The sequence below is a fragment of the Oleiphilus sp. HI0128 genome, assembly GCF_001635365.1.
Genome location: NZ_LWGG01000450.1, coordinates 1 through 23328 on the forward strand (window position 1 = coordinate 1; position 23328 = coordinate 23328).

Sequence of the window (23328 nt, forward strand, 5' to 3'; positions counted from 1 at the left end):
GGCCTGCTTGGTACTAGTATGCTGCCGCACGGTTTGAGTTTTATGCAAAAAGGCATGCAAGTTGCGAGTCTTGATCATTCGATATGGTTCCATCGCCCTTTCAAGGTTGATGAATGGTTACTTTACGATATGGATAGCCCTAGTGCGTCAGGCGGAAGAGGCTTTAATCGAGGGAATATTTTTAACCAACAAGGTGAGTTAGTTGCTTCAGTATGCCAGGAAGCATTGATTAGAAAACGTAGTTAAAACTGCAAATGCGTGACGCCTTGCTAGGATACGTCACGCGTATCGCTTTCAGACTTATCAAGCCACTGAAGTAGCCTCTCCATCGGCAAAGGTGGGGTTAGTAAATAACCTTGAACAGAATCGCACTTTAGCTCTCTTAAGCGCTCCATCGTCTCTTCATTTTCGACACCTTCTGCCACCACCTGATAACCCAGTTTTTGGCACATGTTAATGGTTGCTTCAGCAATGAGCTCATTGCCCTCATCCCCACATATTCCCGATATCAAGGATTTATCGATTTTAATCTCTGTCGCCGGTAATGACTTTAAATACGCCAAAGAGGAGTAGCCAGCGCCAAAGTCATCAACCGATAAACGTAAGCGTAAAGCACACACTTTATTTAAGACCTCAATCGCATCCAAAGGATTCGCCATCATCGAGGTCTCAGTTAACTCAAAATAAATGCGCTGAGGATCGCTGTTGTTATCAGCCATTTGAGCGCTCAGAAAATCAATCAAATCTCCCTCTCGCAGGTTCAACACCGATAGATTGATTGACATATTCAAGTCCCAACCAAGCTCTTTGAGACTATTCTGGGCTTTAAGTGCATTGCTCACCACCCAGCGTGTTAATGCTTTAATAATGCCTGTTTGTTCGGCAATCTCAATAAACTCATCAGGCCTAACCAAGCCATAACGCTCATGGTTCCACCTTACCAAGGCCTCCATACCTACAACTCGATTCTCTTTAAGAGAGTATTTAGGCTGAAAGTACAAAGCCAGATGATCATTCTTGATCGCTTCCTTCAATTCAGAAACCATCATCAAGCGGCGCGCATTGTATTGATCATATTCAGGGCGATAGTAAGAAAGGTGTCGCTCAAGTGCTTCCGATGAGTCTGCAGCTACTTGGGCATGGCGCAATAAAGTTTCGGTGTTCAAACCGTGCTCAGGACAAACAGCCACACCAATTACCGGACGCAGTTCCAGACGCATCTCCTTAAACTCAATTGGTTGCATTGCCTGCTTTAGAATTTCATTTACCTGCTCTGTGTGGCTTTCCGCAAGCTCTGCCTCAACGAGCATCACAAATGAGCCTGGCTCCAAAGAACAAATTAATGCTTCCTCGGAAGGCCCCTGAAGTTTGACGATACCTGGCATATTAACCGACAATGCAGCGAAATTCTGAGCCACCTCGACCTGCATTAAATCAGTATTATGGTGACCCAAGGTACGACTGATCTCCATATAACGAAGGATTTCGATCACACAAATAGCGATCCGTTTATTCCCACGAGACTCAATAACCAAATTAGCCTGCTGCTCAAAGCAGGAGCGGTTTGGCAAGTGGGTCGTGGGATCAGATAAAGACTTGTTTAATAGCTTCTGTTCGGTTTCTCTGCGCTCAAGTTGCTCCAGTAATCGTGCTTCTTGCGCAGCTATTCGCTGCCTATGCTCTTGATAGAAACGTGAGGCTAAGGCTGCGTTTAGTATAAATAGCTCTAGTGCTGAACCGATCTGCATACCGTACTCGGTAACGAAGCTCACCGGCATCAGGCCCTGTTTACTGAGCGCAGATATCGTCACACCAAACATGAAAGTACTCCATGCTGTGGCATAGATCCACGCCATCCTATTCCCCATAAAGCCCAATATTGGCCCCATTATGAGTAAAACAAAGCTGCCAGGAATGGCCCCCATCACCGACAATTGCAAGGAGGTCTGCGCATCAAATACCAAGATGCCAGCAAGGCCAATCAAGGCAATACCAATGATCGCATTGATTAAATACCCCAAAGTCTTACTGTATTGCTCAGGCTTGAGAAATTCTCGTGAGAATAGCGCTGAAAAAAGTAAACAGCTGGACGGCAATAACAATAAAAGCGTGTGATGAAACTCGGGGTTATCTGAATAAATAAAGGGGAAAAGCTTCGCTCTCATAATACCAAAGAACAGCATGTACAAGAATGCTGCGACTGAATAGTATAAATACAGCTTTTCCCTGAGCGCGACAAAGATTAATAAGTTAAAGAAGACAATAACTGATACAACGCCAAAGTAGGTCGCATGTAATGCGTCTTCTTTTCCTAGCTGCACAAAGGTGCTCGTTGCATCAGAAATTTTCATCGGAACCAACTGAGAACCTGCCGTGTCGACTCTTAGATAAATCTGGTGGGTTTCACCCGCAGCTATTTTGACAGGAAAGAGAAAATTAGGGTGATCTATCAGGCGCTGCGAATAGGGCTTTCTATCTCCGGTGTGAACTTCACTGACTAAGTTGTCACCTGCAAAATGATAAAAATCCACATAATCCAACAAAGGGTAACTGATCTCTAGAATCTGCTCCTTTTGCGCCTGGCTTGGGTTACTTAATTCAAAACGATACCAGTACGGATAACGCTGATAACCAAAGTTAGCCGAGTCTTCACTAAGACCTTTCCATTCACCTTCTCTTACAAGGCTTTTTATTGCCTCTATGCCGCTGTTACCTGAGTGATCTACTAGGTATTCACTTCGAATAATACGGGGCGCACCATCGTCTGGCATCACATTCGTAATACCCCAAGCAGGCCCGATAAAGCTTCCACTTAGACACAGCAAGAATATCAGTAGCGGCCTAAGCAAAATGTTTTTTAAGAACGTCATATATAAGGTTGGCTAATTTTAGTGTAAACAATTTCTCTGTTTCTTAAGCGTAGCAGGACAATTGATTTTTTCCTCTGCTCACTTGATATACATTTATGAGTAGATTCCCCCTTATTCACAAACTATTTCAAACAAATACATGCTATGACTTCAACTAAGCTCTATACTGAAGCTATGCTGCCTATAAAAAATATACTTGTAGAAAATAAGGAGTTATCGATGAGTAGTGCAGAAGCGAGCAAACAAGCCAAAATAATTAGTGAACTACGCGTCTTTATTCGAAAGTGTCTAAGTGACCCTAGTGTTTCAACAAAATGCATGGAGATCGCACGCGAGCTGAAAAATGAACCTGATGCTTCCGCTAAAATAGCAGAGAAGATCAGCGCCTCAACAATTGTTAGAATTCCTGAACAATTGAGTGATGCTGATAAGATCTTCTTGGAAGTCATTCACGAAGTCTTAGATGACGAAGCTGCGTTATATTAAGCTGAAGCAGTAATCTAGATTTAGCCTTGAGTGATTAAATCTATGCACCAATAGTCTGTGTTTATCTCAGACTATTGGCTATCCTCGGAGAGCTGACACAAACTACGCAATAACTTCATTGCTCGTTGAACCTCCATAGAAGCGTTCACGATTTCTTTCTGCTCTGCCAGAATATCTCTTAATGTATCAGTGGTCGTCAGTGGATTTGCTAATACCACTCGAAAGACGACACATGCTTGTCGATTATACTTCGGGGGTTCCAAACGCGTTCTTGAAACAAACGATAGGCCTTTCTCACGCTGAGTTTTTTGTACAAACTTAGTGATACGATCCAGAACTGCATTGATCTTTTCCATCAAAATATCGTCTGCAACTGCTAACACCGACGTTGCAAACTCCGGGCAATAACGATAAGTAATAATATTTAACTCAGGATAGGTAATCACCTCGAAGTCCTGATCGTTGTCGATCATGGCAGCAAAAGCTTTGGCTTTATTGATACCTTCGTTGATCAATATCTCGTATCCATCTTTGGCAATAATCTTCAGGCCAGAGTGAATCAGCATCGCCATTCCCGGGCGTGAACCTTCGAGAGTTGTACTTCCCAAATCCTTCGAGCCACGACGGACAACATACTGAGCATGATGTTCAATGGCCTTCAGTTTCTTTGGGTCCTTAAACACCACCAAGCCACTACCCATCGGAACATATAACTGCTTGTGTGCATCCAGGGTGACAGAATCTGCTTTTTCGATGCCTTTTAATAAAGAGCGATAGTCATTTGAAAATAATGTCGGGCCACCCCAGGCTGCATCGACATGAAAGTGAGCCTTAAACTCGCGCGCGATTTCAGCCACTTCTTCAAGAGGGTCGATATTGCCTGTCTCTGTTGTACCGGCAATGCCAATCACGCTAATTATGCAGATATTTTCTTTCTTCAAGCGAGTGCAGGTATCTCGTAAGGCTTCCAGATCTATACGGTTATGCTCATCAGTCTCTACAGAAACCAGGTAATCTCGACCTATGCCGATAATATCTGCTGTTTTGCTAAAAGAGTAATGCCCTCTTTTTGAGACCACGATTGCAGCACCATCATAACCATAGTACTTAATCGCTCGAAATAAGCCTTCATGGGCAACGCCCTTGAAGTTTCCTTCGGGTGGAAAGGCTAAATTTCGAGCCGCCCAAAGAGCTGTGATATTGGCAATGGTGCCGCCTGAGCACATTGCCCCCAATGCATGCCCTGCATCGTGCATCCACTTGCTATAAAAATCACTGTCTTCAGCGTATACCAGGCGGTGCAACATCCCGAGCACCTGTCTCTCTAGGGGCGTAAACGCTTTCGAGGTTTCGGTTTTTACCAGGTTCTGGTTGAGCGCAATCATGATCTTGGAAAGCGGCAACATGAAATAAGGTAAAGCAGAGGTCATATGACCAACGAAGCTAGGCGATGAGGTGTGAACAGACTGCGCAACTATTTTATCTAGAAGAAATTGAGTATGTTCGGATACAAAAATGGGCTTTTCAGGAATCCTGGGATCAGAAAAGTCTTTTTCCATTTCTTGCAAATCATGTTCGACCGCGACGATATGGTCCTGCATAAATCCTGCAAGATTATTAGAAACGTCTTTATCAATACGGCTAAGAGTAGAGTCTGGTGCTTCGGGTACTGTAAATACTCGATACATACTCTCTATGCTTGCCTGAGCAAACTTCTGCTTATGGTATAACTTGTCCAACATAGCTCACAACGTAGATTCAATACCCAAAATTTGAACGGGCGCTAGTATAGTCGGTCGTACAAAGGATAACCAGCCAAGGTCTCTTGCAATGGACCAATATCGTTTAAAAAACCTTATTGACTGGGAAGAATTGCCAAATCACCACTCTTTTGAAGCGATGCCAGCAACTGCTCCTTTAGATTTTTCACACTTTGATATTCAAGCTGAGCCGTAATTTCCTGCTCGACTTGATAAAAAGGCTTGGCAATATGCTCCTGGTTAGCATGATAAAAGTCACTCACGCGTTGACTATCAACTTCATATTCAGACTTTGGAAAAAGTGTTTTGCCTGCCTGCTCAGCACTCACCTTATGATCTTTCGCATACTGATAAATATGCATCTGCAAAGCGGCCATTTCGAGAGTTCTGCGCCTCTCGCGCTCTAACTTGCTAATACGTTCCTTAAACTCTGGCGACAGGTCTTCGAGATTTTTATCAATGCCTTTATAAACCAATAAAGGGGCGCGCTCTTCGACTTCTTTCTGCGCAGCATTCTGAGCCAAGAGGTTGGCTAGAACCATGCCAAATGAAAAGGCAAAGAACATCATAATGAACTGCGTTCTCCCCGGTTTCTGACTTTCTTTCAAAACGCTTCCTCTCTTACTCTATGACAGGTCAAGACACTGATACATGCAAAGACTTGTTTTAGTTCAAGCATAGACACATACTTCTGAAATTACAGGTTTACTTAAATTTTTGTCCTTGCCGGTCATTTAAATTCTTTATCGCCCTATTTACTAAGAAGCCACTATGCTTGAAAAGCTATTCTCCAATATTTTTGACGCTGCCCAGCAGTCTTTCTGTCGCTACCCCGTAGTGCTTAGTGGCGACAAGAATTGGTGTTTAGATACGGTTCAAAGCAACTCGCTTTTCGGCGATATAAATGAGGCTATTTATATCAGCGCCTCCGAACCTATTAAAGGCTTTAAGTCTGTTTCTGCACATAAAGTTAAAAGCCTCTTGGGTGGTGATTGTAATCTGTTGCTTTGGGATGGCTTCGATGGCTTAAGCCCGGACGGACTTGGTGGAGCATCTGGACTTGTTCGCGGAGGAGGCTTATTTATCATCATGGTGCCCCCTCTCGCTGACTTGGCTAAAGCACCTGACCCAGACTATCGCCGCATGTGCAGTGACGAGTCAGAGTTATCTAAAACAAACACCTTTTTTCTCCAGCGTTTGATTAGCTTTTTTAACAGTCAGGATTGTCTGCTATTTTGCCAAGAGAATCAGTCTCAGCTTCCTGCTGTTCCTGCGGCTGCGACGACTCAGGTACAGGCCCTACCCACACCTGACCAGCGCGAAGCAATTGAGCTAATCACTCATGTTGTCGAAGGGCACCGTAGACGGCCACTGATCGTCACCGCCGATAGGGGACGAGGCAAAACCAGCGCGCTTGGCATTGCCGCGGCGAAGTTGGCCCTCAAATATAAAAAATCTATTTTGATTACAGCCCCCTCAAAACGAGCTTGTGCCAATGCATTCTTCCACTTTTCAAAATACATTACAGATGAGTGTGGCAACCACGATAGTTATTCTCACTGTCTGAAGTTTATATCGCCTGATGAGCTCTTACTTACCAAGCCCGAGTGCCAGTTACTGCTAATCGATGAAGCTGCCGGAATTCCAGCGTCTACATTGAGTGAACTACTAAAGCACTATTCTAGAATCGTATTTTCAAGCACCATCCATGGCTACGAAGGCAATGGTCAAGGCTTTGCAATTCGTTTTAAGAAACAACTCGACCTACTAACACCCAAGTGGAAAAGCATTCATCTAAGCCAGCCAGTTCGTTGGGCCGAGAATGACCCCTTAGAAAATTGGATGAGTCGGCTATTATTTTTATCCTTGAATGACGATTCATTTAGCCAAAAACGTAGTGTAAAAAACAAACATACAGAGATGAACGTGCTCTGGCCTTCACAGCAGCAACTAGCCTCCGAGCCTAAACTCCTTGAGCAGGTTATTTCATTGCTAGTGAATGCTCACTATCAAACTTCCCCTGACGATATAAGACTTATACTTGATCATCCCGGTGTGTTGCTAGCTTGTGGTTTCAAAGATCATATAGAAAGTGAGCAACAAGGTGAGTTGATCTCAGCAATGCTGATAATACGAGAAGGGGGGATTTTAGAAAGCACTCTGCAACAAGAGATCCTCGCAGGAAAGCGACGCTTACGTGGCCACTTAGTTCCGCAGACTCTTGCTACCCTCTCTGGCGATATCAAAAACCTGGAACAACACTCATTGCGTATAATGCGTATTGCAGTACGCGCTGAATACGAGAATCAAGGGCTCGGTAGCCAACTAATTGAAGAAGCTTTACAAGTCGCGAAAACTAAACACCTTGATTGTCTTACTACAGCATTTGGACTGACAACCGAGTTGCTTTCTTTCTGGTCAAAGAATCAGTTTTCGCTTCTCAAACTTGGTCTTCAACGTGATAATGCTAGTGGCTGTTATGCCGCGATTATGCAAAGGCCGATATCTTTGTCTGCACAGGAAAATTTGGCTCTATTAGAAAGTATCTATGCCAGAAATTTGCTCAGTGGTATCAGTAGACAATATCAACACCACACTAGCGATACGCTGTATGATGCGCTAACAGAAGCGAAAATTCCAGCAGTAGAGCTAAGGCTAGACAGCAGGCAGCTTGCTCAACTTCAACGCTTTGCTAGCCATAAGTTGGCCATCGAAGAATGTATGAGCGAGTTGATCAGTTTGACCTTATCTTGCTTCAAACAAAAAAATAAAAAAAGTTCAATCAAGCGCCCGCTACAAGTACTGATTCGACGGGTTTTACAAGCTCGTTCAATTTCTGATTGTGTGGAGGAGTTTAATTTTAGTGGGAAAAAAGACCTGGATAAGCATCTTAGAGAGGCCGTTCAAGTACTTTTAGAGCAGCTAAGCAGCCCTAAAATACTTTGAAATCAGGAAGGCTCAGCGCTTAAATACTAAAGCTCGAACCACAACCACAGGTTGTTTCTGCATTCGGATTGGTCACAGAAAACTGAGCACCTTTTAGGCCTTCAGTATAATCAACTGTCGCTCCGACGAGGTATTGATAACTCATGGCGTCGACAACCAGGTCTACACCCTGCTTGCTAACAACCGTATCATCTTCTGAAAGGTCTTCATCAAAAGTGAAGCCATATTGAAAACCCGAGCAACCACCGCCAGTCACATAAACGCGTAGCTTAAGAGCAGGATTTTCTTCCTCCTCAACCAGCTGTTTAACTTTACTCGCCGCCGCGTCGGTAAAAAATAGCGGGCTTGGCACATGAGTTTCTACAATGCTCATTGGTTCTCCGGCATTTGATTCTAATATTAGAATACTAAAACAATGTCATACTTCTATACAGAGCATTATCCAATTAACCTAGTAAAACAGTCAACTATTTCATTTAGCCATTATTAGAATCTGAACCCGACACGGCTTTTAGCGCAACTTGCTCAGCGGCTTTAGTCTCTGTGCTTTCACCTGAGTCATGATTCTTAATTGATACAGGCTCTTTATGGTGAACCAGGTTACCATTAACCTCAGCACCCATCGCCATTTCGATCAGATGATAATAAACATTCCCTTTTATTGACGCATTCTTGGCCAGCTCAATATGCTTCGAAGCATAAACATCGCCATGGACTGTACCGTTAACAATGATATGAGGTGCAATCACATCACCGTCTATTTCACCAATATCGCTAATACGAACAATCGCTTCACTGTCTTCTTCAGCGCGGATGGTGCCACGAATTAAACCATCGATATGTAAACCGCCAGAGAATTGAAGATCACCCTCTATCTGGGTTTTACTTGATACCAGAGTATCAAAATGAATATTCGGACTATTATGACGCCCTTTCCCTTTTTGTTTACTCTTGCCCCACATAATGATTCTCCCAAAAGTCTCTAAATTTTTTGATCAACTAACTGCTGCCAATCGAAGCTCTGTTCAATACGAGACGCTTTCTTTCCCTTCGACTGAGCAACCACTTGGATACCTGTCGGCACAAAACCTTTCGGTAGCAGCAGATCTCCGGCTATATCCTGAAAATACTTGAATTTAAACTTGATACCCAAAGCCGTTTGCTGCTCTGATATATCTCTTAAGGCTAGAACAGTTTCTTCTTCGCCCTGCATACCTATCACGTTAATCGCAACATTCCCGGATACGTAGCTCTTGTTATCAGCCACTTGCGCTAAGACAATTTTGTAGTCAAAACGCCTATCCGTTGCACCTAGCTGAATCTCGGCTTTCTGTACTTGTAAGCCTCGCGAGTTATCTGAAGGCGCCATAATATTTTGATAAAATGACAAGTCCTTTTCTAACTGCGACACGCGAGCCTTGTAATCCCTGATCGTCTCCTGAATTTCCTGCTTTGCCAGGTCATCAATCGTCCGACCGCTTTCAAGGTTTGCGACTTGCTGCCGTAAAGCGACTTCTTCCTCTTTTAAAGCAGCATACTCTTGTGCAACTTTTGCTAATTCTTGAACGACCTTTTCGTGTGCCTGTTTTATTTGGTAATCGCCCAAAAGAAAACTTAGGACGCCCATGACCAAAATGCCAATTGCAAAAATCACCCGCCGTTTTAATTTAATACCTGGCTTGTGCTTAACTACAATCAGACGATCTTCAGCTTTCCGTTTTACCATTCTAGTACAATCTCACCTAGGTGTTAGGGCATCAATGCCACTTGCTGTAAGCCCATCATCTCATCAAAACCAAACATAAGATTCATGTTCTGAATCGCCTGGCCAGAAGAGCCTTTTACCAGGTTATCAATAACCGACAATACAATAATTGTATTACTGCCAGGTTGCTGGTGCAGTGCAATTCGGCACATATTCGACCCCTTAACGGAACGGGTTTCTGGCAAAGAGCCTAGCGGCATCACATCGACAAAAGGCTCATCCTTATAGCGCTCTTCATAGATAGCTTGAGCCTGCTCCAGACTTAATTCAGCATCAGGCTTAGGTTGTATATACAAAGTCGCTTCGATCCCTCTAATCATGGGCACGAGATGAGGAACAAAGGTCACATTAACAGGCGATCCGTTTGCTTCACTCAAAATTTGCTGGATCTCGGGTAAATGGCGATGCCCGGAAACACCGTAAGCTTTAAAGCTATCAGCGCATTCCGATAACAGCATACCAACTTTAGCTGCACGCCCAGCACCACTGGTGCCTGTTTTAGCATCTGCAATGAGACGATCCGCCTGGACTAAGCCTTGCTCAACTAAAGGTAAAAAGCCCAACTGAATAACCGTAGGAAAACACCCAGGGCAAGCAACTAATTTGGCATCTTTAATTTGTTCACGATAGATTTCAGGCAGGCCATATGCAGCCTGAGGAATTAATTCAGGGCAGGCATGCTTCTGGTCATACCAACTTTCCCATACATCTACATCTTTCAAACGAAAGTCACCTGAAAGATCAATGGTACGCAAGCCGGAATCTATAAATTCAGACATCATTGACTGAGCCACACCGTGTGGCGTTGCAAAGAAGATAAGATCACAGCCAGCTAGTTCGTCTACGCTAGGATCGGTAAAAGGCAAGTCGATGTAGCCACGAACATGAGGAAACATATCTGCAACAGGGCGGCCTTTCTCAGTACGCGAGGTAACAACAGTAATTTCAACCTTCGGATGAAGCACCAATAATCTTAATAACTCCGAACCGGTATAGCCAGTCGCGCCTACAATACCTACCTTTATCACTTTATATCCCCAAATTTCGAATCTTAAAAAACGGCCGATTATATCACGAGATCAACGGCAAGGTTGTAAGCAATTATAGCCAGCCCTATGCCAAGCAAGGCAATTTTATTACAATTTATGGCTTGTATAACAATATAGCTGTGACACAAAACGCTCTATAATCGTTTTACGCACTCATCCTCTCGATAATAATCGCCGCCTACGGACATAACTGACTCAAGCATGCTACTTACTATTCGTACAATACTCGTTCTCACTTACTTCTTTAGCGTTGCTTTGCTCGGCAGTTGCATCTGTCTTTTTAGGCCCTTCAACCCTGATAACACAAGAATATGCGGGCGACTATTCAGCTGGGGAGCTTTGAAGTTATTGGGCGTAAAAATGACGATAGAGAATAAAGAACTATTGGATAATATGCCCCCCAGCGTTGTTATCGCCAATCACCAAAGCAACCTCGACCTCTTTGTTCACGGCGGTGTCATTCCTAAGCGCTGTGTAAGCGTCGGTAAAAAGAGCCTTAAGTATCTGCCTTTATTTGGCCAGGTTTATTGGCTCGCCGGCAATATCATGATCGACCGTTCCAAAAGTCGTGAATCTATCAATACCATGGCTGAAACAACCGAAGCGCTTAAACACAATAATACTTCGATTTGGGTCTTTGCCGAAGGCACACGTAACGGCGGTAATGATCTGCTACCCTTTAAAAAAGGCGCCTTCCATATGGCTCAACAAGCCTCTGCTCCCATTGTTCCTATTTGCGCCAGTGCCTACCCCAAACATATCAATCTCAATAAATGGCATGCAGGTGAAGTCATTGTCCGAATTCTACCTCCTATCGACACGCATATGGCTGAAGACAAAGATTTGGGCACTTTACTTGAAGACGCACACAGCCAGATGAAAGCGACTATTGATGAGCTAAACCAGAAAGTGAAAAATCGTTCGGATAGAAAATAAATCACTTGCCAGCATTTATGGCAACACATTCAGGCTCTAGCTCTTAGAATATTATCTACTTTGCTATAAACTAGCACTGTACTGAATATTAGATTTTAAGACCATAAAGCCGGACTATGCCGCTAAAAACACACTTCGAAAACTATAAGCGCGTTTTCAGACAGCAGCTCTCTGGTGTCGATGCTTTGCCACAGCTAGCAATTCTTGGCCTGATTGCCGGGTCCTTAACTGCTGGTGTCATCCTGCTTTTCCGCTTCATGATCGAAGTCCCTCTTGCTTATTTTCTTCCTGAAGGTGATCCGGAAAATTTTGAAGGCTTAAGTACCTTTATGCGGGTGGTGATGCCGCTTAGCGGCGCCCTGTTAATCGGCACCATCTGGTATCGTTTGAAGATTAGCCAGCGTAAGGTCGGCGTCGCACTAGTGATGGAGCGTCTCAATTATCATCAGGGTTATATCTCGTTTAAAAGTATGATGACCCAATTTGTCGGTGGCGTGTTAACCATTTTGAGCGGCCAGTCTGCCGGACGAGAAGGACCTGCCGTACATTTGGGTGCAGCAGCTTCTAGCTTACTAGGTCGCTATCTAAACCTACCCAACAACAGTATTCGGACCTTAATTAGTTGCGGCACAGCTGCCGCCATTTCTGCTTCCTTCAACACCCCCATTGCCGGAGTCATTTTCGCTATGGAAGTCGTGATGATGGAATATAGCATTGCCGGTTTTACGCCAGTCATCCTGGCTTCGGTTGCAGCAGCGATTATTTCTCAGGTTTTCTATGGCGCAGACCCTGCCTTCCTCGTGCCCCAGCTGTATATGAACTCTCTGATGGAAATTCCCTATATCATTATCTGTGGCATAGGTATTGGTATTGTTTCAGCCTGCTTTGTTGGCTTGATCAAGCTCACCTTGCGTAATAGCACTAGCAATATTTTCTATCGGATCTCCGCTGCCGGTGCCTTAACCGCCGTTGCGGCAGCATTTGTGCCCGAGATAATGGGGGTAGGCTATGACACTGTAAACCAAACGCTTTTGGGCGAGTTTGGTTTGCTTCTACTGTGCTGCATCGCCGTGGTAAAAATTGTGGTAACGGGCATTAGCATTGGCTTGGGGATGCCAAGTGGACTTGTGGGCCCAATTCTCTTTATTGGTGCAACCGTTGGCGGCGTATTTGGCCTAATCGCTGAATGGATTATGCCTGAAACCGCCTCCTCAGCTGGCTTCTACGCTATGTTGGGTATGGGTGCGATGATGGGTTCCGCGCTACAAGCTCCCTTGGCCGCACTATTAGCCTTATTAGAACTTACGCAAAACCCCAATATAATCATGCCGGGAATGTTGATCATTGTTGTATCCAGTATGGTTGCAAGTGAAGTGTTCAAGCAGCAGTCTATTTTCCTGAGTATATTGAAGGAACAAGGTCTCGATTATCACAATAGCCCGGTTATTCAGGCACTTCGCCGCGTCAGTGTTGGCGCCATTATGACCCGACAATTTAGTCCGACGAAACGGCATATAGTTTACGAGGAAGCCAAGGAAATTTTGCGCCAGGAGCCTAAATGGATACTAATCAATAACAGCGATGGTAAACCAGTTTCGCTTCTTCCCACGGTCGATCTTGCGCACTACCTGGAGGAAAACGAACAGGAGCTGGTCGAGGGTGAGGAGCACCCGATTAAGGAGCGCATCCTGATCGACCTGTTTGAAATCCCGGCACAGCGAAAAGATATTGCCTCTCTCTACTTTCAAGCCACGCTTCAGGAAACCCTTGACCGCTTTACAGAAACTAAAACTGAAGCCTTATATGTCGAGAGAACCAGTGCTCCTACCGTTTCGCGTGTCCTGGGTATCGTCACTCGCGCTGAAGTCGAAAATTATTATCAATACAAAAGGAAATAAACATGCTTTGGGTAAAAAGCTTTCACATTGTTGCTGTTGTATGCTGGTTTGCCGCCTTATTTTACTTGCCCCGCTTATTTGTCTACCACGCTCAGTCAACAGACCAAACCAGCTTAGAGCGTTTCAAAGTTATGGAACGAAAGCTATACCGCGGCATTGGAACCCCTTCGATGATTGCAACGATTGTGCTGGGGCTTTGGCTAATTTCCTATAATGTAGAAGGTTACTTCCACGGTGGCTGGTTACACGCCAAATTAACACTGGTCGCGATTCTTGTTGGCTATCACTTCTATTGCGGCAAGATTCTCAAGCAGTTTGCTAGCGACAATAATACCCGAAGCCACGTATTTTATCGTTGGTTTAATGAGTTCCCGGTATTACTGCTTATTAGCATCGTTATTCTTGTTGTTGTGAAGCCCTTTTAACATGCCGGTCTCGACACTCCCGCAAGGCATATACGGCATTACTGATCCTTCTTTGCTTCCTGGCGAGTCTCTGTTTACCGGGGTAGAAAGTGCGCTTAAAGGTGGCTGCCGTGTTATCCAATATCGGGATAAGCAATCAAAGCCAGATCAGGCGCTTGCCAAGGCACTCCGACTCAAAGCCTTGTGCCATAAGTACCAGGCAGCACTAATCATTAATGACAGCCTGGCCCTGGCCCTCGACAGCGATGCAGATGGGCTGCATCTTGGAAAATCTGACGGCCACTTAAGCGAAGCACGGCAAGCACTCGGCGACAAAAAGATCATTGGCGTTACCTGCCATAGTGACCTGCAATATGCTCAGGACTGTATTAACCAAGGCGCATCATACTGTGCTTTTGGTCGTTTTTTTGAATCACAAACTAAGCCAGAAGCGCCTCCATGTAGCCTGGAAACATTCAAGCAAGCACTGCAATTGAGTATTCCCGTACTAGCCATTGGGGGTATTAGCATAGACAATATTGCTCGCTTCAGAGATACTCCTCCTCATAATATTGCGGTCATTAATAGTCTCTTTGGCCAGGCAGATATCTACCAAGCTGCGCTGGCGCTAAGCGCCGCATTTAAACAAATTCAAACTTATTAATTTAGAAACAGGTTCCAATATGTCTCGATCCGAAGATCTTTTCAACGATGCCCAAAGTGTGATCCCAGGCGGCGTAAACTCCCCGGTGCGCGCATTTAAAGGTGTTGAAGGTACTCCCATTTTCTTTGAACGCGGTGAAGGCGCCTATTTAGTAGATGCCGACGACAAGCGCTATATCGACTATGTCGCGTCATGGGGACCAATGATCTTGGGCCATGCCAACCCGGATGTAATCTCTGCCGTGAAAGCGCAACTAGACCACGGCTTGGGCTACGGTGCGCCAACTGAAATCGAAACCATCATGGCGAAAAAGGTTTGCGAACTTGTCCCTTCTATTGAAATGGTTCGTATGGTGAGTTCGGGAACCGAAGCAACCATGAGCGCTATTCGCTTGGCGCGTGGTTTTACCGGACGCGATAAAATCGTTAAGTTCGAAGGCTGTTATCACGGGCATGCTGACTCGCTACTCGTTAAAGCAGGCTCTGGCGCGCTAACGCTTGGCGTGCCTAATTCACCTGGAGTACCTGCGAGTGTCGCCGAGCATACAATCACCCTTACCTATAATGATGCAGACCAAGTTAAAGCACTGTTTGATGAAATGGGTGACCAGGTTGCTGCGATTATTGTCGAACCCGTTGCCGGGAATATGAACTGCATTCCTCCAGTACCTGGCTTTTTAGAAAGCTTACGAGAAGTCTGTGACAAACATGAAAGTGTCTTGATCTTTGATGAAGTCATGACTGGCTTCAGAACCGCTTTAGGCGGAGCCCAGTCTGTATACAATGTGAAGCCTGACCTAACTACTTTAGGAAAAGTAATTGGCGGTGGTTTACCGGTCGGCGCTTTCGGTGGCCGTACAGATATTATGCAAGCGATAGCGCCTACAGGCCCAGTCTACCAAGCCGGTACTTTATCGGGTAATCCGCTCGCCATGGCAGCCGGTCTAGCTATGCTGAATGCGATATCCGAGCCAGGTTTCTATGAAGCGCTAAGTCTGCAAACCACGAAACTGGTAGACGGCTTAAAAGCAGCTGCTAAAGAAGCCGGTGTGCCAATGACCTTTAACCAGGTGGGTGCAATGTTTGGTTTCTTCTTTACCGAAGCAGAGCAAGTTTCTCGCTTTGATCAAGTCATGGAATGTGACTTGCCTCGTTTCAAGGCTTTCTATCATGCGATGTTAGAAGAAGGTGTTTATCTTGCGCCGTCTGCGTTTGAAGCTGGCTTTGTTTCAAGCGCGCACAGCGATAAGGAAATTGAAGCAACAGTTGAAGCAGCACGAAAAGTGCTCAAGTCTCTTGCTTAGTTTTCTGTAAAACCTTCTAAAATAGTATTCAGAAATAACAGGCCTTTGTCCGTCGTACATAGGCCTTCTTCCTTCATCAAGCCCCTTGTCTTGAGTTCCGTTAACATAGGCTCTAAGACGCTGAGTTCCAGGCCCGTACGCTGAGATAGTAGTGAAGCTGGCACACCTTTCGTCAGACGTAGAACATTCATCATAAACTCGAAAGCTAAATCTTCTTGTGGAATAGCTTGTTCGCCCACTCTAATACTAGGCCCTGAACTGACATCAGAGCGCCTACTAGCAATTGCTTTTAAGTAATCGTTTGGGGTTCGAGTCTTACGGTAGCGATACATTCCCCTAAGCTGCTGAGCATCATCTAGCAAAGTGATTTTAGAGTGTGCACCGGCACCAATGCCAAGATAGTCACCAAACTGCCAGTAATTAAGATTGTGCTTAGCTTGAAAATCTGGTTTCGAGAATGCCGAGACTTCGTACTGCTGAAAACCCTTCTCGCCTAACAATTGCAGGCCATTATTTTGAATATCCCACATCAGTTCATCTTCAGGTAGAGCAGGCGGGTAGCGATAGAACTCGGTATTTTGTTCGATCGTCAATTGATACCAGGATAAGTGATTCGGCCCAAGCGATAATGCACTTTGGATATCATCCATGGCATCATCCAATGTTTGCCCGGGCAAACCATGCATCAAATCAATATTACAGTTAGTAATACCTCCCTCGTGTGCTTGTTCAATGGCCTTCATTGCTTCACTAGCAGAGTGAATGCGCCCAAGCTTTTCCAAATAGCGGTCTTTAAAACTCTGAACACCTAAAGATAGGCGGTTAATACCTGCTTGAGCATAAGCTTGAAATCGCTTCGCTTCAGTCGTACCTGGATTAGCCTCGAGTGTGATTTCGATATGCTCGGCAAAAGGCAATCGCTTATCTATGGCAGGTAGTAAGCGCTGATAAAACTCACCTGACATTAAACTCGGTGTACCGCCACCAAAAAAGATCGATTCAATTTTACGGCCCTGTGCAAATTCCCTATCAAAGTCCAAATCTTCAAGAAGCTTATTTAGATAGGCCTGTTCTGGAATTTCAGCACTGACATGGGAGTTGAAGTCGCAGTAAGGGCATTTGCGTACACACCAGGGAATGTGTACATAGAGACTTAGTGGAGGCAGTGTATTCAAGGCTCAGCCTAAGCCATTGACGCTTTGATTAGCTCAATTTTGTCGAGCAAAGCCTGGGTTGCCTGGCCACGGTGGCTAATTTTGTTTTTCTCTTCTTTCGTCAATTCTGCTGCGGTACATTGTTGATCAGATACCCAAAATACCGGGTCATAGCCAAAACCTTCACTGCCACTCTGAGTTTCAGTAATTCTACCAGGCCAACGGCCATGGCAAATTAAAGGTGTTGGATCTTCAGCATGCGACATATAAACCAGAACACAATGGAATTGCGCTGTTCTTTCTGCCTCGGGAACCCCCCCTAACTTTTTCAAAACCAGGTCGATGTTATCCTGGTCACTAGCTCCCTCACCTGCAAAACGAGCTGAATAAATACCGGGCTGTCCCTGTAAGGCGTCAATCGCGATACCCGAATCATCCGCCAAAGCGGGTAGGCCTGTCATTTTGGCTGCGCAACGCGCTTTAATAATGGCATTCTCAACAAAGCTGAGCCCCGTTTCTTCAGGCGGCTCAAAGTTATAATCTGATTGCGGGCTGACCTCAATATCATGATCAGCCAGCAGTAATTTAAACTCTCGAAGTTTTCCCTGGTTACCCGTAGCTAATACAATTTTCATCTCTGCCTGACCTGCTAATCGTTATAGAAGTTTTGCGTAAACCTCAGTTTTAGTGGCTGTGTTCCACCTTGCGGGTAAACCGTTACGTCAAAGGTCAACAAATCACCCTCGCGATATTGAAGCTGAGCCAGGTAGTAAATAGCATCGCCTTCTATAACTTGCTGGAAAGATAAAAACTGCGACTGGCGAATCTCATTGATCATCTCTGCCTGCACGGAACCACCCACTGCTTTTCGCTTTCCCTCCTTATCGACCTTAATAATACTGATATTAACCAAGCCTAAAGAACGACTTCTAACTAGTTGATACTGCCTTGCAACCTCTTCATCGAGGAAGGTCGAGGCAAAGGCAATATAGTGTACTTCATAATCGCTGCCATCAGGCCCTGGAAATACCTCTTTCTTCTCTGCATTCGCTGCAACAGAAAGAAAAGTCGTGAGCAAAAAAATTAAACTTGTTAAGGTTCGTATCATCGCTGAATTCATACGCTTGAGCCTATTGGATCAGAAAAAGTGAATTATTTACTAATGCGGTATACCGCAAATTCGGCAAATAGATTTGGCCACATGCGCGCAAAACTACTCTGTTCAAACTCTGCATCCACCACTTCGCGGTTCAGGATCTTGATACCTTTTTGAACACAAAGCGCTTCAAAGTCCTTAAAGGTGCAGAGGTGGATGTTCGGTGTGTTATACCAGGTATGCGGCAAAGTTTTCGACATCGGCATTTTGCCATTCCACAAAAGGTAATGGCGGCAACGCCAATAGCCAAAATTTGGAAAGGTAACAATTCCCTGATTTCCGAGACGCATCATTTCATCAAGCATCACATCCGGACGCCGGACTGCCTGTAGAGCTTGCGTCATAATCACCGTATCAAACTGCTGATCGGCAAATTGAGACAGGCCTCTTTTGTCCAGATCATGCTCTATAACATTAACTCCCTTCTCAATGCATCGGGTTATCTGCTCTGACGCAATCTCTAGCCCATATCCAAGGACCTTCTTTTCCTGCTGTAAGTGCGCCAGTAAAGTGCCATCACCACAACCTAAATCGAGCACACGGCTGCTTTCTTTCACCCAGGGTTCTATCAGTCTCAGGTCGGCACGCATTATTTTATCTCCTCAGCAATACGCTTCATATAAGCTGAGAAGATAGCCATATAGCGCTCCGTTGGAATTAAAAACGCATCATGTCCATATTCTGAGTCTACCTCTGCATAACAGACACGTTTACCTGCTTTAGTCATAGCTTCAACCAAACGCTCTGAACGCTCGGGAGAAAAGCGCCAGTCTGTACTAAAGGAAACAACAAAATAGCCACACTGGGCTTTGCCTAGTGCTTTCTCAAGAGAACCTTCTGTTTTTTCAGCCGGGTCAAAGTAATCCAAAGCCCGTGTCATTAATAAATAAGTATTGGCATCAAAGGTTTTTGAGAAGCGCTCACCTTGATAGTTTAGGTAGCTCTCGACTTCAAACTCAACATCATAGCCAAAGTTGAAGGCTTCTTCCTTTAGATCCCTACCAAACTTTTCACCCATTGAGGCGTCAGACAGATAGGTCACATGACCAATCATACGAGCGAGCATCAAGCCTTTCGACGGTATGGTATCTTGGCTGTAATAGTGACCTTGATGAAAATCGGGGTCAGAGGTAATCGCTTTACGAGAGATTTCATTAAAAGCAATATTTTGAGCAGTCAGCTTAGGTGTTGAGGCAATAACCACCGCATGTTTCAAACGCTCGGGATAATTGAGCGACCACGCCAAAGCCTGCATACCGCCTAGACTCCCACCGACCACCGCAGCCCAAACGTCAATGTCTAAACGGTCAGCCAAGCGAGCTTGACTTTCGACCCAATCGTCAACAGTAATAATAGGAAAGTCTGGGCCATAGAGCTCACCGGTTTCAGGGTTGATAGTGTTTGGCCCGGTACTACCACTGCAGCCACCCAGGTTATTCAGGCTCACCACAAAAAAGCGATTGGTATCTATTGGCTTATCTGGGCCTATACACGAGTCCCACCAGCCAGGCTTCTTATCAGATTCCGAATGAAAACCCGCGGCATGATGATCGCCGCTCAAGGCATGGCAGATCAATATTGCGTTAGTTCTGTTTTCGTTCAGCTCGCCGTAAGTTTCATAGACAAGCTCATATTGTTGCAGCGTCTTGCCACTGATCAGATTTAGCGCTTGGTCAAAATGTGCAACTTTCGGCTCAACGATACCTACAGAGTGCATCGCTTGCGCGTTAGAAGTGTTTGGTGAGGAACTGGCAGTTTCAGGCATGCGTTGGATTAGGGCTCTTTATGATGCGTATCAAGAAAAGCGGAGTGTAAACGGCCCTCTAGCGAATGGCAATATCCTGAATACTAATCACATTGCTTGGCGGCGGTGTACTCAGGCTCTGATGTATTTGCTCAACTTCGCTAATTTGCTGATGCGTTCTATCGATCAGTTCTTTCAATTTAGCCTGCTGAACCTTTTTGTCCTTACTCGAACTCGCTAAATTCCTTAAGTGGCTCACACGCTCTTCGAGCATGGTTTTTTGCTCATGAGTATATTGAATAAGCGGTAATAAAGCCTCTTCTGGCCACTGCTTGGCTTGTTTAATAATTTGCAGCTGGATCAGACGCATCTCTGCAGCAAAGGTATTAAAAAAGTGATTTATCAGCACCGATTGTTCCGTCATAAACATTTTAGGTCGTCGACAGAACTTCACCAACTTTGCTTTCAAAGCCTCTAGCGCTTTGCGCTGCTCACCAATTGTAAACTTTCTTGGTTTAAGGTACTTGGCATGAACGTCCGACTTGAAGCGCTTATAAATTGCATGAACCATTTTGTCGGCAATTTTTGCTTCACTCTCGACATTATCGAGTTCTTTATCCATCTTATCGAAAAATTTATTCATCGAGTGAACCAAGCCAACGGTGCTCCAACAATCTTGCATATCACGCTTGGTATGTTTGAGCACTTCTTTCAAGCGCTCTTCACTAACCAATTGCTGCAATACTTCTCCTTGCGACTCCATCAAACGTCGACTAGAGCGTAAAGTGATCAGTTTGCGGTGATAGATATCGTGCTCGGTGTGCGTTTCTTTGGCTAGATTCTGCAACATTTCGGGGCTTAGTACTTCTCTTTCTAGCCCTTCGTGACGCTCGTATAAGTTAGCCAAACGGTCATTCAAAACTGATTGCGAGCCATGCAGCATCTTTTGCAAATCTCGCAGAAGATCTTTGTAAATCGTTGACTCACGCTCGGCAATAATTCGCTTGGAAATTAGCTTCTCCAATTTAGGAAAAGCACTTTTTTGCAATAATGAATGGTCTTTTCTGATTTTAGCAATCAAACCCTGTTTTGCAGATAAAGGCAAAACATCTTCTGCATCCATATTCAGCTGCTTGGCTGTTAGGTGCCGAATTTGCTCAATCGAAGCACTAATATGCGGTTCACCCTGCAGGTCATCCCAGAGCACATCTATTTTATTCAGCACAGCAAAACGACCTGCACGGTGTTCAGACTCATGCACATCGATATACTGCTTCCAGATTGCCATGTCACTGGCTGTAACGCCCGTGTCAGCACTCAGCATAAAGATAACAGCCTGGGCATTAGGAATCATGCTAATGGTGAGTTCGGGCTCTGAGCCTAAGGCGTTTAAACCTGGCGTATCCAGGATACATAAACCTTTGCGTAAGATCGGGCTATCAAGGCTCAATAAAGCATGGCGCCACGCCGGTATTAAGACCTTATCTGAATTCTTGGCGCGTTCCAGCGAGCCTTCATCAAAGCCTAGTTCACGCGCCTGGGCAAAAGAAACCACTCGTGTTTCAGCGATTTGCCTGAGTGTTTCAGCCATCGACTCTTGATTACGAGGATCAATGGGAAAATAACGCCACTCATGGTCGCTCTTTTTTAATTCGCTAATGGTCTGGTTTTGTGATCGGGAGTCGATCGGTAATAGCTTGAGGTAGTTTTTTTTCTGGTGTTGATCGTAGAAAATTTCAGTCGGGCACATGGTCGTACGACCCGCCTGGGACGGTAACATTCTCTGGCCAAAGCTTGAGAATACCAAGGCGTTGATCAGTTCTGTTTTACCTCGGGAATATTCCCCAACCAGGGCTACCGTTAGTAACTCATCGTGTAAAAGCCCTAAACCACGCTGTAAGCGAGCATCGAGTTCGTTACTATACAAGCCAGCATCGACCAACCACTGTTTGTAGCGCTCAACGGAGCTACTCAGCTGCCGCTTCCAATCATGGAAGGCATCAACCTGTTGTGATAAGTCGTTTATAGACATGCAAAGTCACCACTTAACGTGCTTAAAAGCAATCATTCCAGGCGAGCCATTAAAAGCTTCCGCCTATTCCTTCACGATCATAGACCCTTATAGGTAATTTATCTGTGCGGGTATTGGCATTCCCTACACAAAGCTTAGCCCTTAAGACTATCTAAGCGTCAGATCATTCGCATTAAATGGCTCACGACCGTTTCGAGCACCTGAAGCGTAAGAAATGCAAATATTGGTGATAAATCCAAGCCGCCCATAGCTGGCAAGATCTTACGAAAGGGCTTCATCAAGGGCTCGGTAATCTGATTAATCAAGAGTAAGGCTGGGTGCCCGCTGCCGGGTGCAATCCAACTTGCAACGATCATGATAATTAGAGACCAAAAATAGATTTTTATTAAAAAGCTCGCAACCAATATGGCCGATAACAAAACAATATTAATCGGATTCGATATCGCATACCCCAACACCGCAACCTTGATACCAACAGCAACTGTCTGTACTAATATTGCTAGCACCAATGAAGCCAGATCGATGCCCGCTATACCTGGTATTAATCGTCTTAAAGTGATAAGCAAAGGGTTCGTCGCTTTAACAACAAACTGGGAAATGGGGTTATAGAAATCTGCTCGGGAGAGTTGCAAGATAAATCGCATCAAAACAATCATCACGTACAGTGATGACACGGTATCGATCACCAAATTAAAAATTTCTGCAAACATTCTATCCGTCCAAGAATAATAAATCGAAACCCGACAGGGCAGACAAGCTCTAAGGCTATAAAAACCAGGCCCGGTAAGTTTAAGCTATAAGTCGCCTCTAAGGCCAGCCGCTAAGCTACCGGATAATAAGTCCTTTTTAGCAAATTGCTAGTCCGAACTAGGCACCGCCCAAACATTTCTTAAGATAATCGATTATTTTATCCTCAGTAATCGGCTTTGGAATGAAGCTAAGGCCCTGCTCTGCAGCTTGCTCCTGGACTCGCTCCTGAAAATTCGCTGTTAATAAAGCGATTTTCGCGCTTGGGCACGCTTCTTGAAGTTCCGGCGATATCGTCAGGCCATCAACTCCCGGCATATTCATATCTAAAGTAATAAAATCAAACTGACCACTCTGACATAGCTTCAGTGCCTTTCGGGCATCTTCAGCTTCAGTCACACTCCAATCTGGATA

The 23328-nt window shown here is 44.9% G+C and carries 23 protein-coding genes; 8 read left to right on the forward strand and 15 right to left on the reverse strand.

Going from position 1 to position 23328, the window contains the following annotated elements; genetic code table 11:
* The coding region (locus A3763_RS05470; RefSeq protein ID WP_197482790.1) for an acyl-CoA thioesterase II at positions 1-246 on the forward strand (246 nt) is incomplete at its 5' end.
* Positions 247-269: 23 nt separating this feature from the next.
* Here the strand turns inward: A3763_RS05470 and A3763_RS05475 are convergent.
* A complete protein-coding gene (locus A3763_RS05475) occupies positions 270-2870 on the reverse strand; it encodes an EAL domain-containing protein (RefSeq protein WP_068510047.1) in 2601 nt (866 codons plus the stop codon).
* 219 nt (positions 2871-3089) lie between these two features.
* Here A3763_RS05475 and A3763_RS05480 point away from each other — a divergent pair, with 219 nt between their 5' ends.
* On the forward strand, positions 3090-3356 hold the full coding sequence (locus A3763_RS05480; RefSeq protein ID WP_068510046.1) for a hypothetical protein: 267 nt from the start codon (positions 3090-3092) through the stop codon (positions 3354-3356).
* Positions 3357-3427: 71 nt separating this feature from the next.
* Here the strand turns inward: A3763_RS05480 and panP are convergent, their stop codons facing one another.
* Together panP and A3763_RS05490 are read right to left on the reverse strand one after the other, a co-directional pair.
* On the reverse strand, positions 3428-5098 hold the full coding sequence (gene panP / locus A3763_RS05485; protein ID WP_068510044.1) for a pyridoxal-dependent aspartate 1-decarboxylase PanP: 1671 nt from the start codon (positions 5096-5098) through the stop codon (positions 3428-3430).
* Between the two features lie 113 nt (positions 5099-5211).
* Entirely contained in the window at positions 5212-5724 is a 513-nt protein-coding gene (locus A3763_RS05490; protein ID WP_068510042.1) for a hypothetical protein, read from the reverse strand.
* A gap of 163 nt (positions 5725-5887) precedes the next feature.
* Here A3763_RS05490 and A3763_RS05495 point away from each other — a divergent pair, with 163 nt between their 5' ends.
* Positions 5888-8062, forward strand: a complete 2175-nt coding sequence (locus tag A3763_RS05495) for a tRNA(Met) cytidine acetyltransferase TmcA (protein ID WP_068633497.1) — start codon at positions 5888-5890, stop codon at positions 8060-8062.
* A 19-nt stretch (positions 8063-8081) separates the two neighbouring features.
* On the opposite strand, the gene erpA is transcribed toward A3763_RS05495, so the two are convergent.
* The 4 genes from erpA to argC all read right to left on the reverse strand — a co-directional run bounded on the left by erpA (position 8082) and on the right by argC (position 10855).
* On the reverse strand, positions 8082-8435 hold the full coding sequence (gene erpA, locus A3763_RS05500) for an iron-sulfur cluster insertion protein ErpA (protein WP_068510038.1): 354 nt from the start codon (positions 8433-8435) through the stop codon (positions 8082-8084).
* Between the two features lie 103 nt (positions 8436-8538).
* Positions 8539-9024 (reverse strand): polymer-forming cytoskeletal protein, encoded by a 486-nt coding sequence (locus A3763_RS05505; protein ID WP_068510036.1) that lies wholly within the window; start codon positions 9022-9024, stop codon positions 8539-8541.
* Positions 9025-9044: 20 nt separating this feature from the next.
* Positions 9045-9788 (reverse strand): DUF6776 family protein, encoded by a 744-nt coding sequence (locus A3763_RS05510; protein ID WP_068510034.1) that lies wholly within the window; start codon positions 9786-9788, stop codon positions 9045-9047.
* A gap of 23 nt (positions 9789-9811) precedes the next feature.
* Positions 9812-10855: an N-acetyl-gamma-glutamyl-phosphate reductase gene (argC, locus tag A3763_RS05515; protein ID WP_068510033.1), complete on the reverse strand. Its 1044-nt coding sequence runs from the start codon at positions 10853-10855 to the stop codon at positions 9812-9814.
* Between the two features lie 381 nt (positions 10856-11236).
* On the opposite strand from argC, the gene A3763_RS05520 reads away from it, so the two are divergent.
* The 5 genes from A3763_RS05520 to hemL all read left to right on the forward strand — a co-directional run bounded on the left by A3763_RS05520 (position 11237) and on the right by hemL (position 16081).
* A complete protein-coding gene (locus tag A3763_RS05520) occupies positions 11237-11812 on the forward strand; it encodes a 1-acyl-sn-glycerol-3-phosphate acyltransferase (protein WP_197470098.1) in 576 nt (191 codons plus the stop codon).
* A gap of 116 nt (positions 11813-11928) precedes the next feature.
* Entirely contained in the window at positions 11929-13710 is a 1782-nt protein-coding gene (locus tag A3763_RS05525) for a chloride channel protein (protein ID WP_068554385.1), read from the forward strand.
* Complete coding sequence (gene hemJ / locus A3763_RS05530) at positions 13707-14135, forward strand: protoporphyrinogen oxidase HemJ (protein WP_304438909.1); 429 nt, start codon at positions 13707-13709, stop codon at positions 14133-14135. The genes A3763_RS05525 and hemJ overlap by 4 nt, the downstream gene beginning before the upstream one ends.
* A 1-nt stretch (position 14136) precedes the next feature.
* The gene (gene thiE / locus A3763_RS05535) at positions 14137-14778 is read left to right on the forward strand and encodes a thiamine phosphate synthase (protein ID WP_068510028.1); all 642 of its coding nucleotides are present in this window, start codon (positions 14137-14139) and stop codon (positions 14776-14778) included.
* Between the two features lie 19 nt (positions 14779-14797).
* Positions 14798-16081, forward strand: coding sequence for a glutamate-1-semialdehyde 2,1-aminomutase (gene hemL, locus A3763_RS05540; RefSeq protein WP_068510026.1), 1284 nt, complete (start codon positions 14798-14800; stop codon positions 16079-16081).
* Here hemL and hemW read toward each other — a convergent pair.
* The 8 genes from hemW to A3763_RS05580 form a co-directional block, all read right to left on the reverse strand.
* Positions 16078-17256, reverse strand: coding sequence for a radical SAM family heme chaperone HemW (gene hemW / locus A3763_RS05545; protein WP_068510024.1), 1179 nt, complete (start codon positions 17254-17256; stop codon positions 16078-16080). The genes hemL and hemW overlap by 4 nt on opposite strands.
* An 8-nt stretch (positions 17257-17264) precedes the next feature.
* Positions 17265-17870, reverse strand: coding sequence for an RdgB/HAM1 family non-canonical purine NTP pyrophosphatase (gene rdgB / locus A3763_RS05550; protein WP_068510022.1), 606 nt, complete (start codon positions 17868-17870; stop codon positions 17265-17267).
* A gap of 14 nt (positions 17871-17884) precedes the next feature.
* Positions 17885-18355, reverse strand: a complete 471-nt coding sequence (locus A3763_RS05555) for a DUF4426 domain-containing protein (protein ID WP_068510021.1) — start codon at positions 18353-18355, stop codon at positions 17885-17887.
* Positions 18356-18387: 32 nt separating this feature from the next.
* The gene (gene metW, locus A3763_RS05560; protein ID WP_068510019.1) at positions 18388-18981 is read right to left on the reverse strand and encodes a methionine biosynthesis protein MetW; all 594 of its coding nucleotides are present in this window, start codon (positions 18979-18981) and stop codon (positions 18388-18390) included.
* Positions 18981-20156, reverse strand: coding sequence for a homoserine O-acetyltransferase (locus A3763_RS05565; protein WP_068510016.1), 1176 nt, complete (start codon positions 20154-20156; stop codon positions 18981-18983). The genes metW and A3763_RS05565 overlap by 1 nt, the downstream gene beginning before the upstream one ends.
* Before the next feature lie 58 nt (positions 20157-20214).
* Positions 20215-22167 carry a dynamin family protein gene (locus A3763_RS05570; RefSeq protein ID WP_068510015.1) on the reverse strand — a complete coding sequence of 651 codons (1953 nt, stop codon included), beginning with the start codon at positions 22165-22167 and terminating at the stop codon, positions 20215-20217.
* A 158-nt stretch (positions 22168-22325) separates the two neighbouring features.
* Complete coding sequence (locus A3763_RS05575; protein WP_068510013.1) at positions 22326-22877, reverse strand: YggT family protein; 552 nt, start codon at positions 22875-22877, stop codon at positions 22326-22328.
* Positions 22878-23034: 157 nt separating this feature from the next.
* On the reverse strand, positions 23035-23328 hold a 294-nt coding region (locus A3763_RS05580), incomplete at its 5' end, for a response regulator (RefSeq protein ID WP_068759934.1).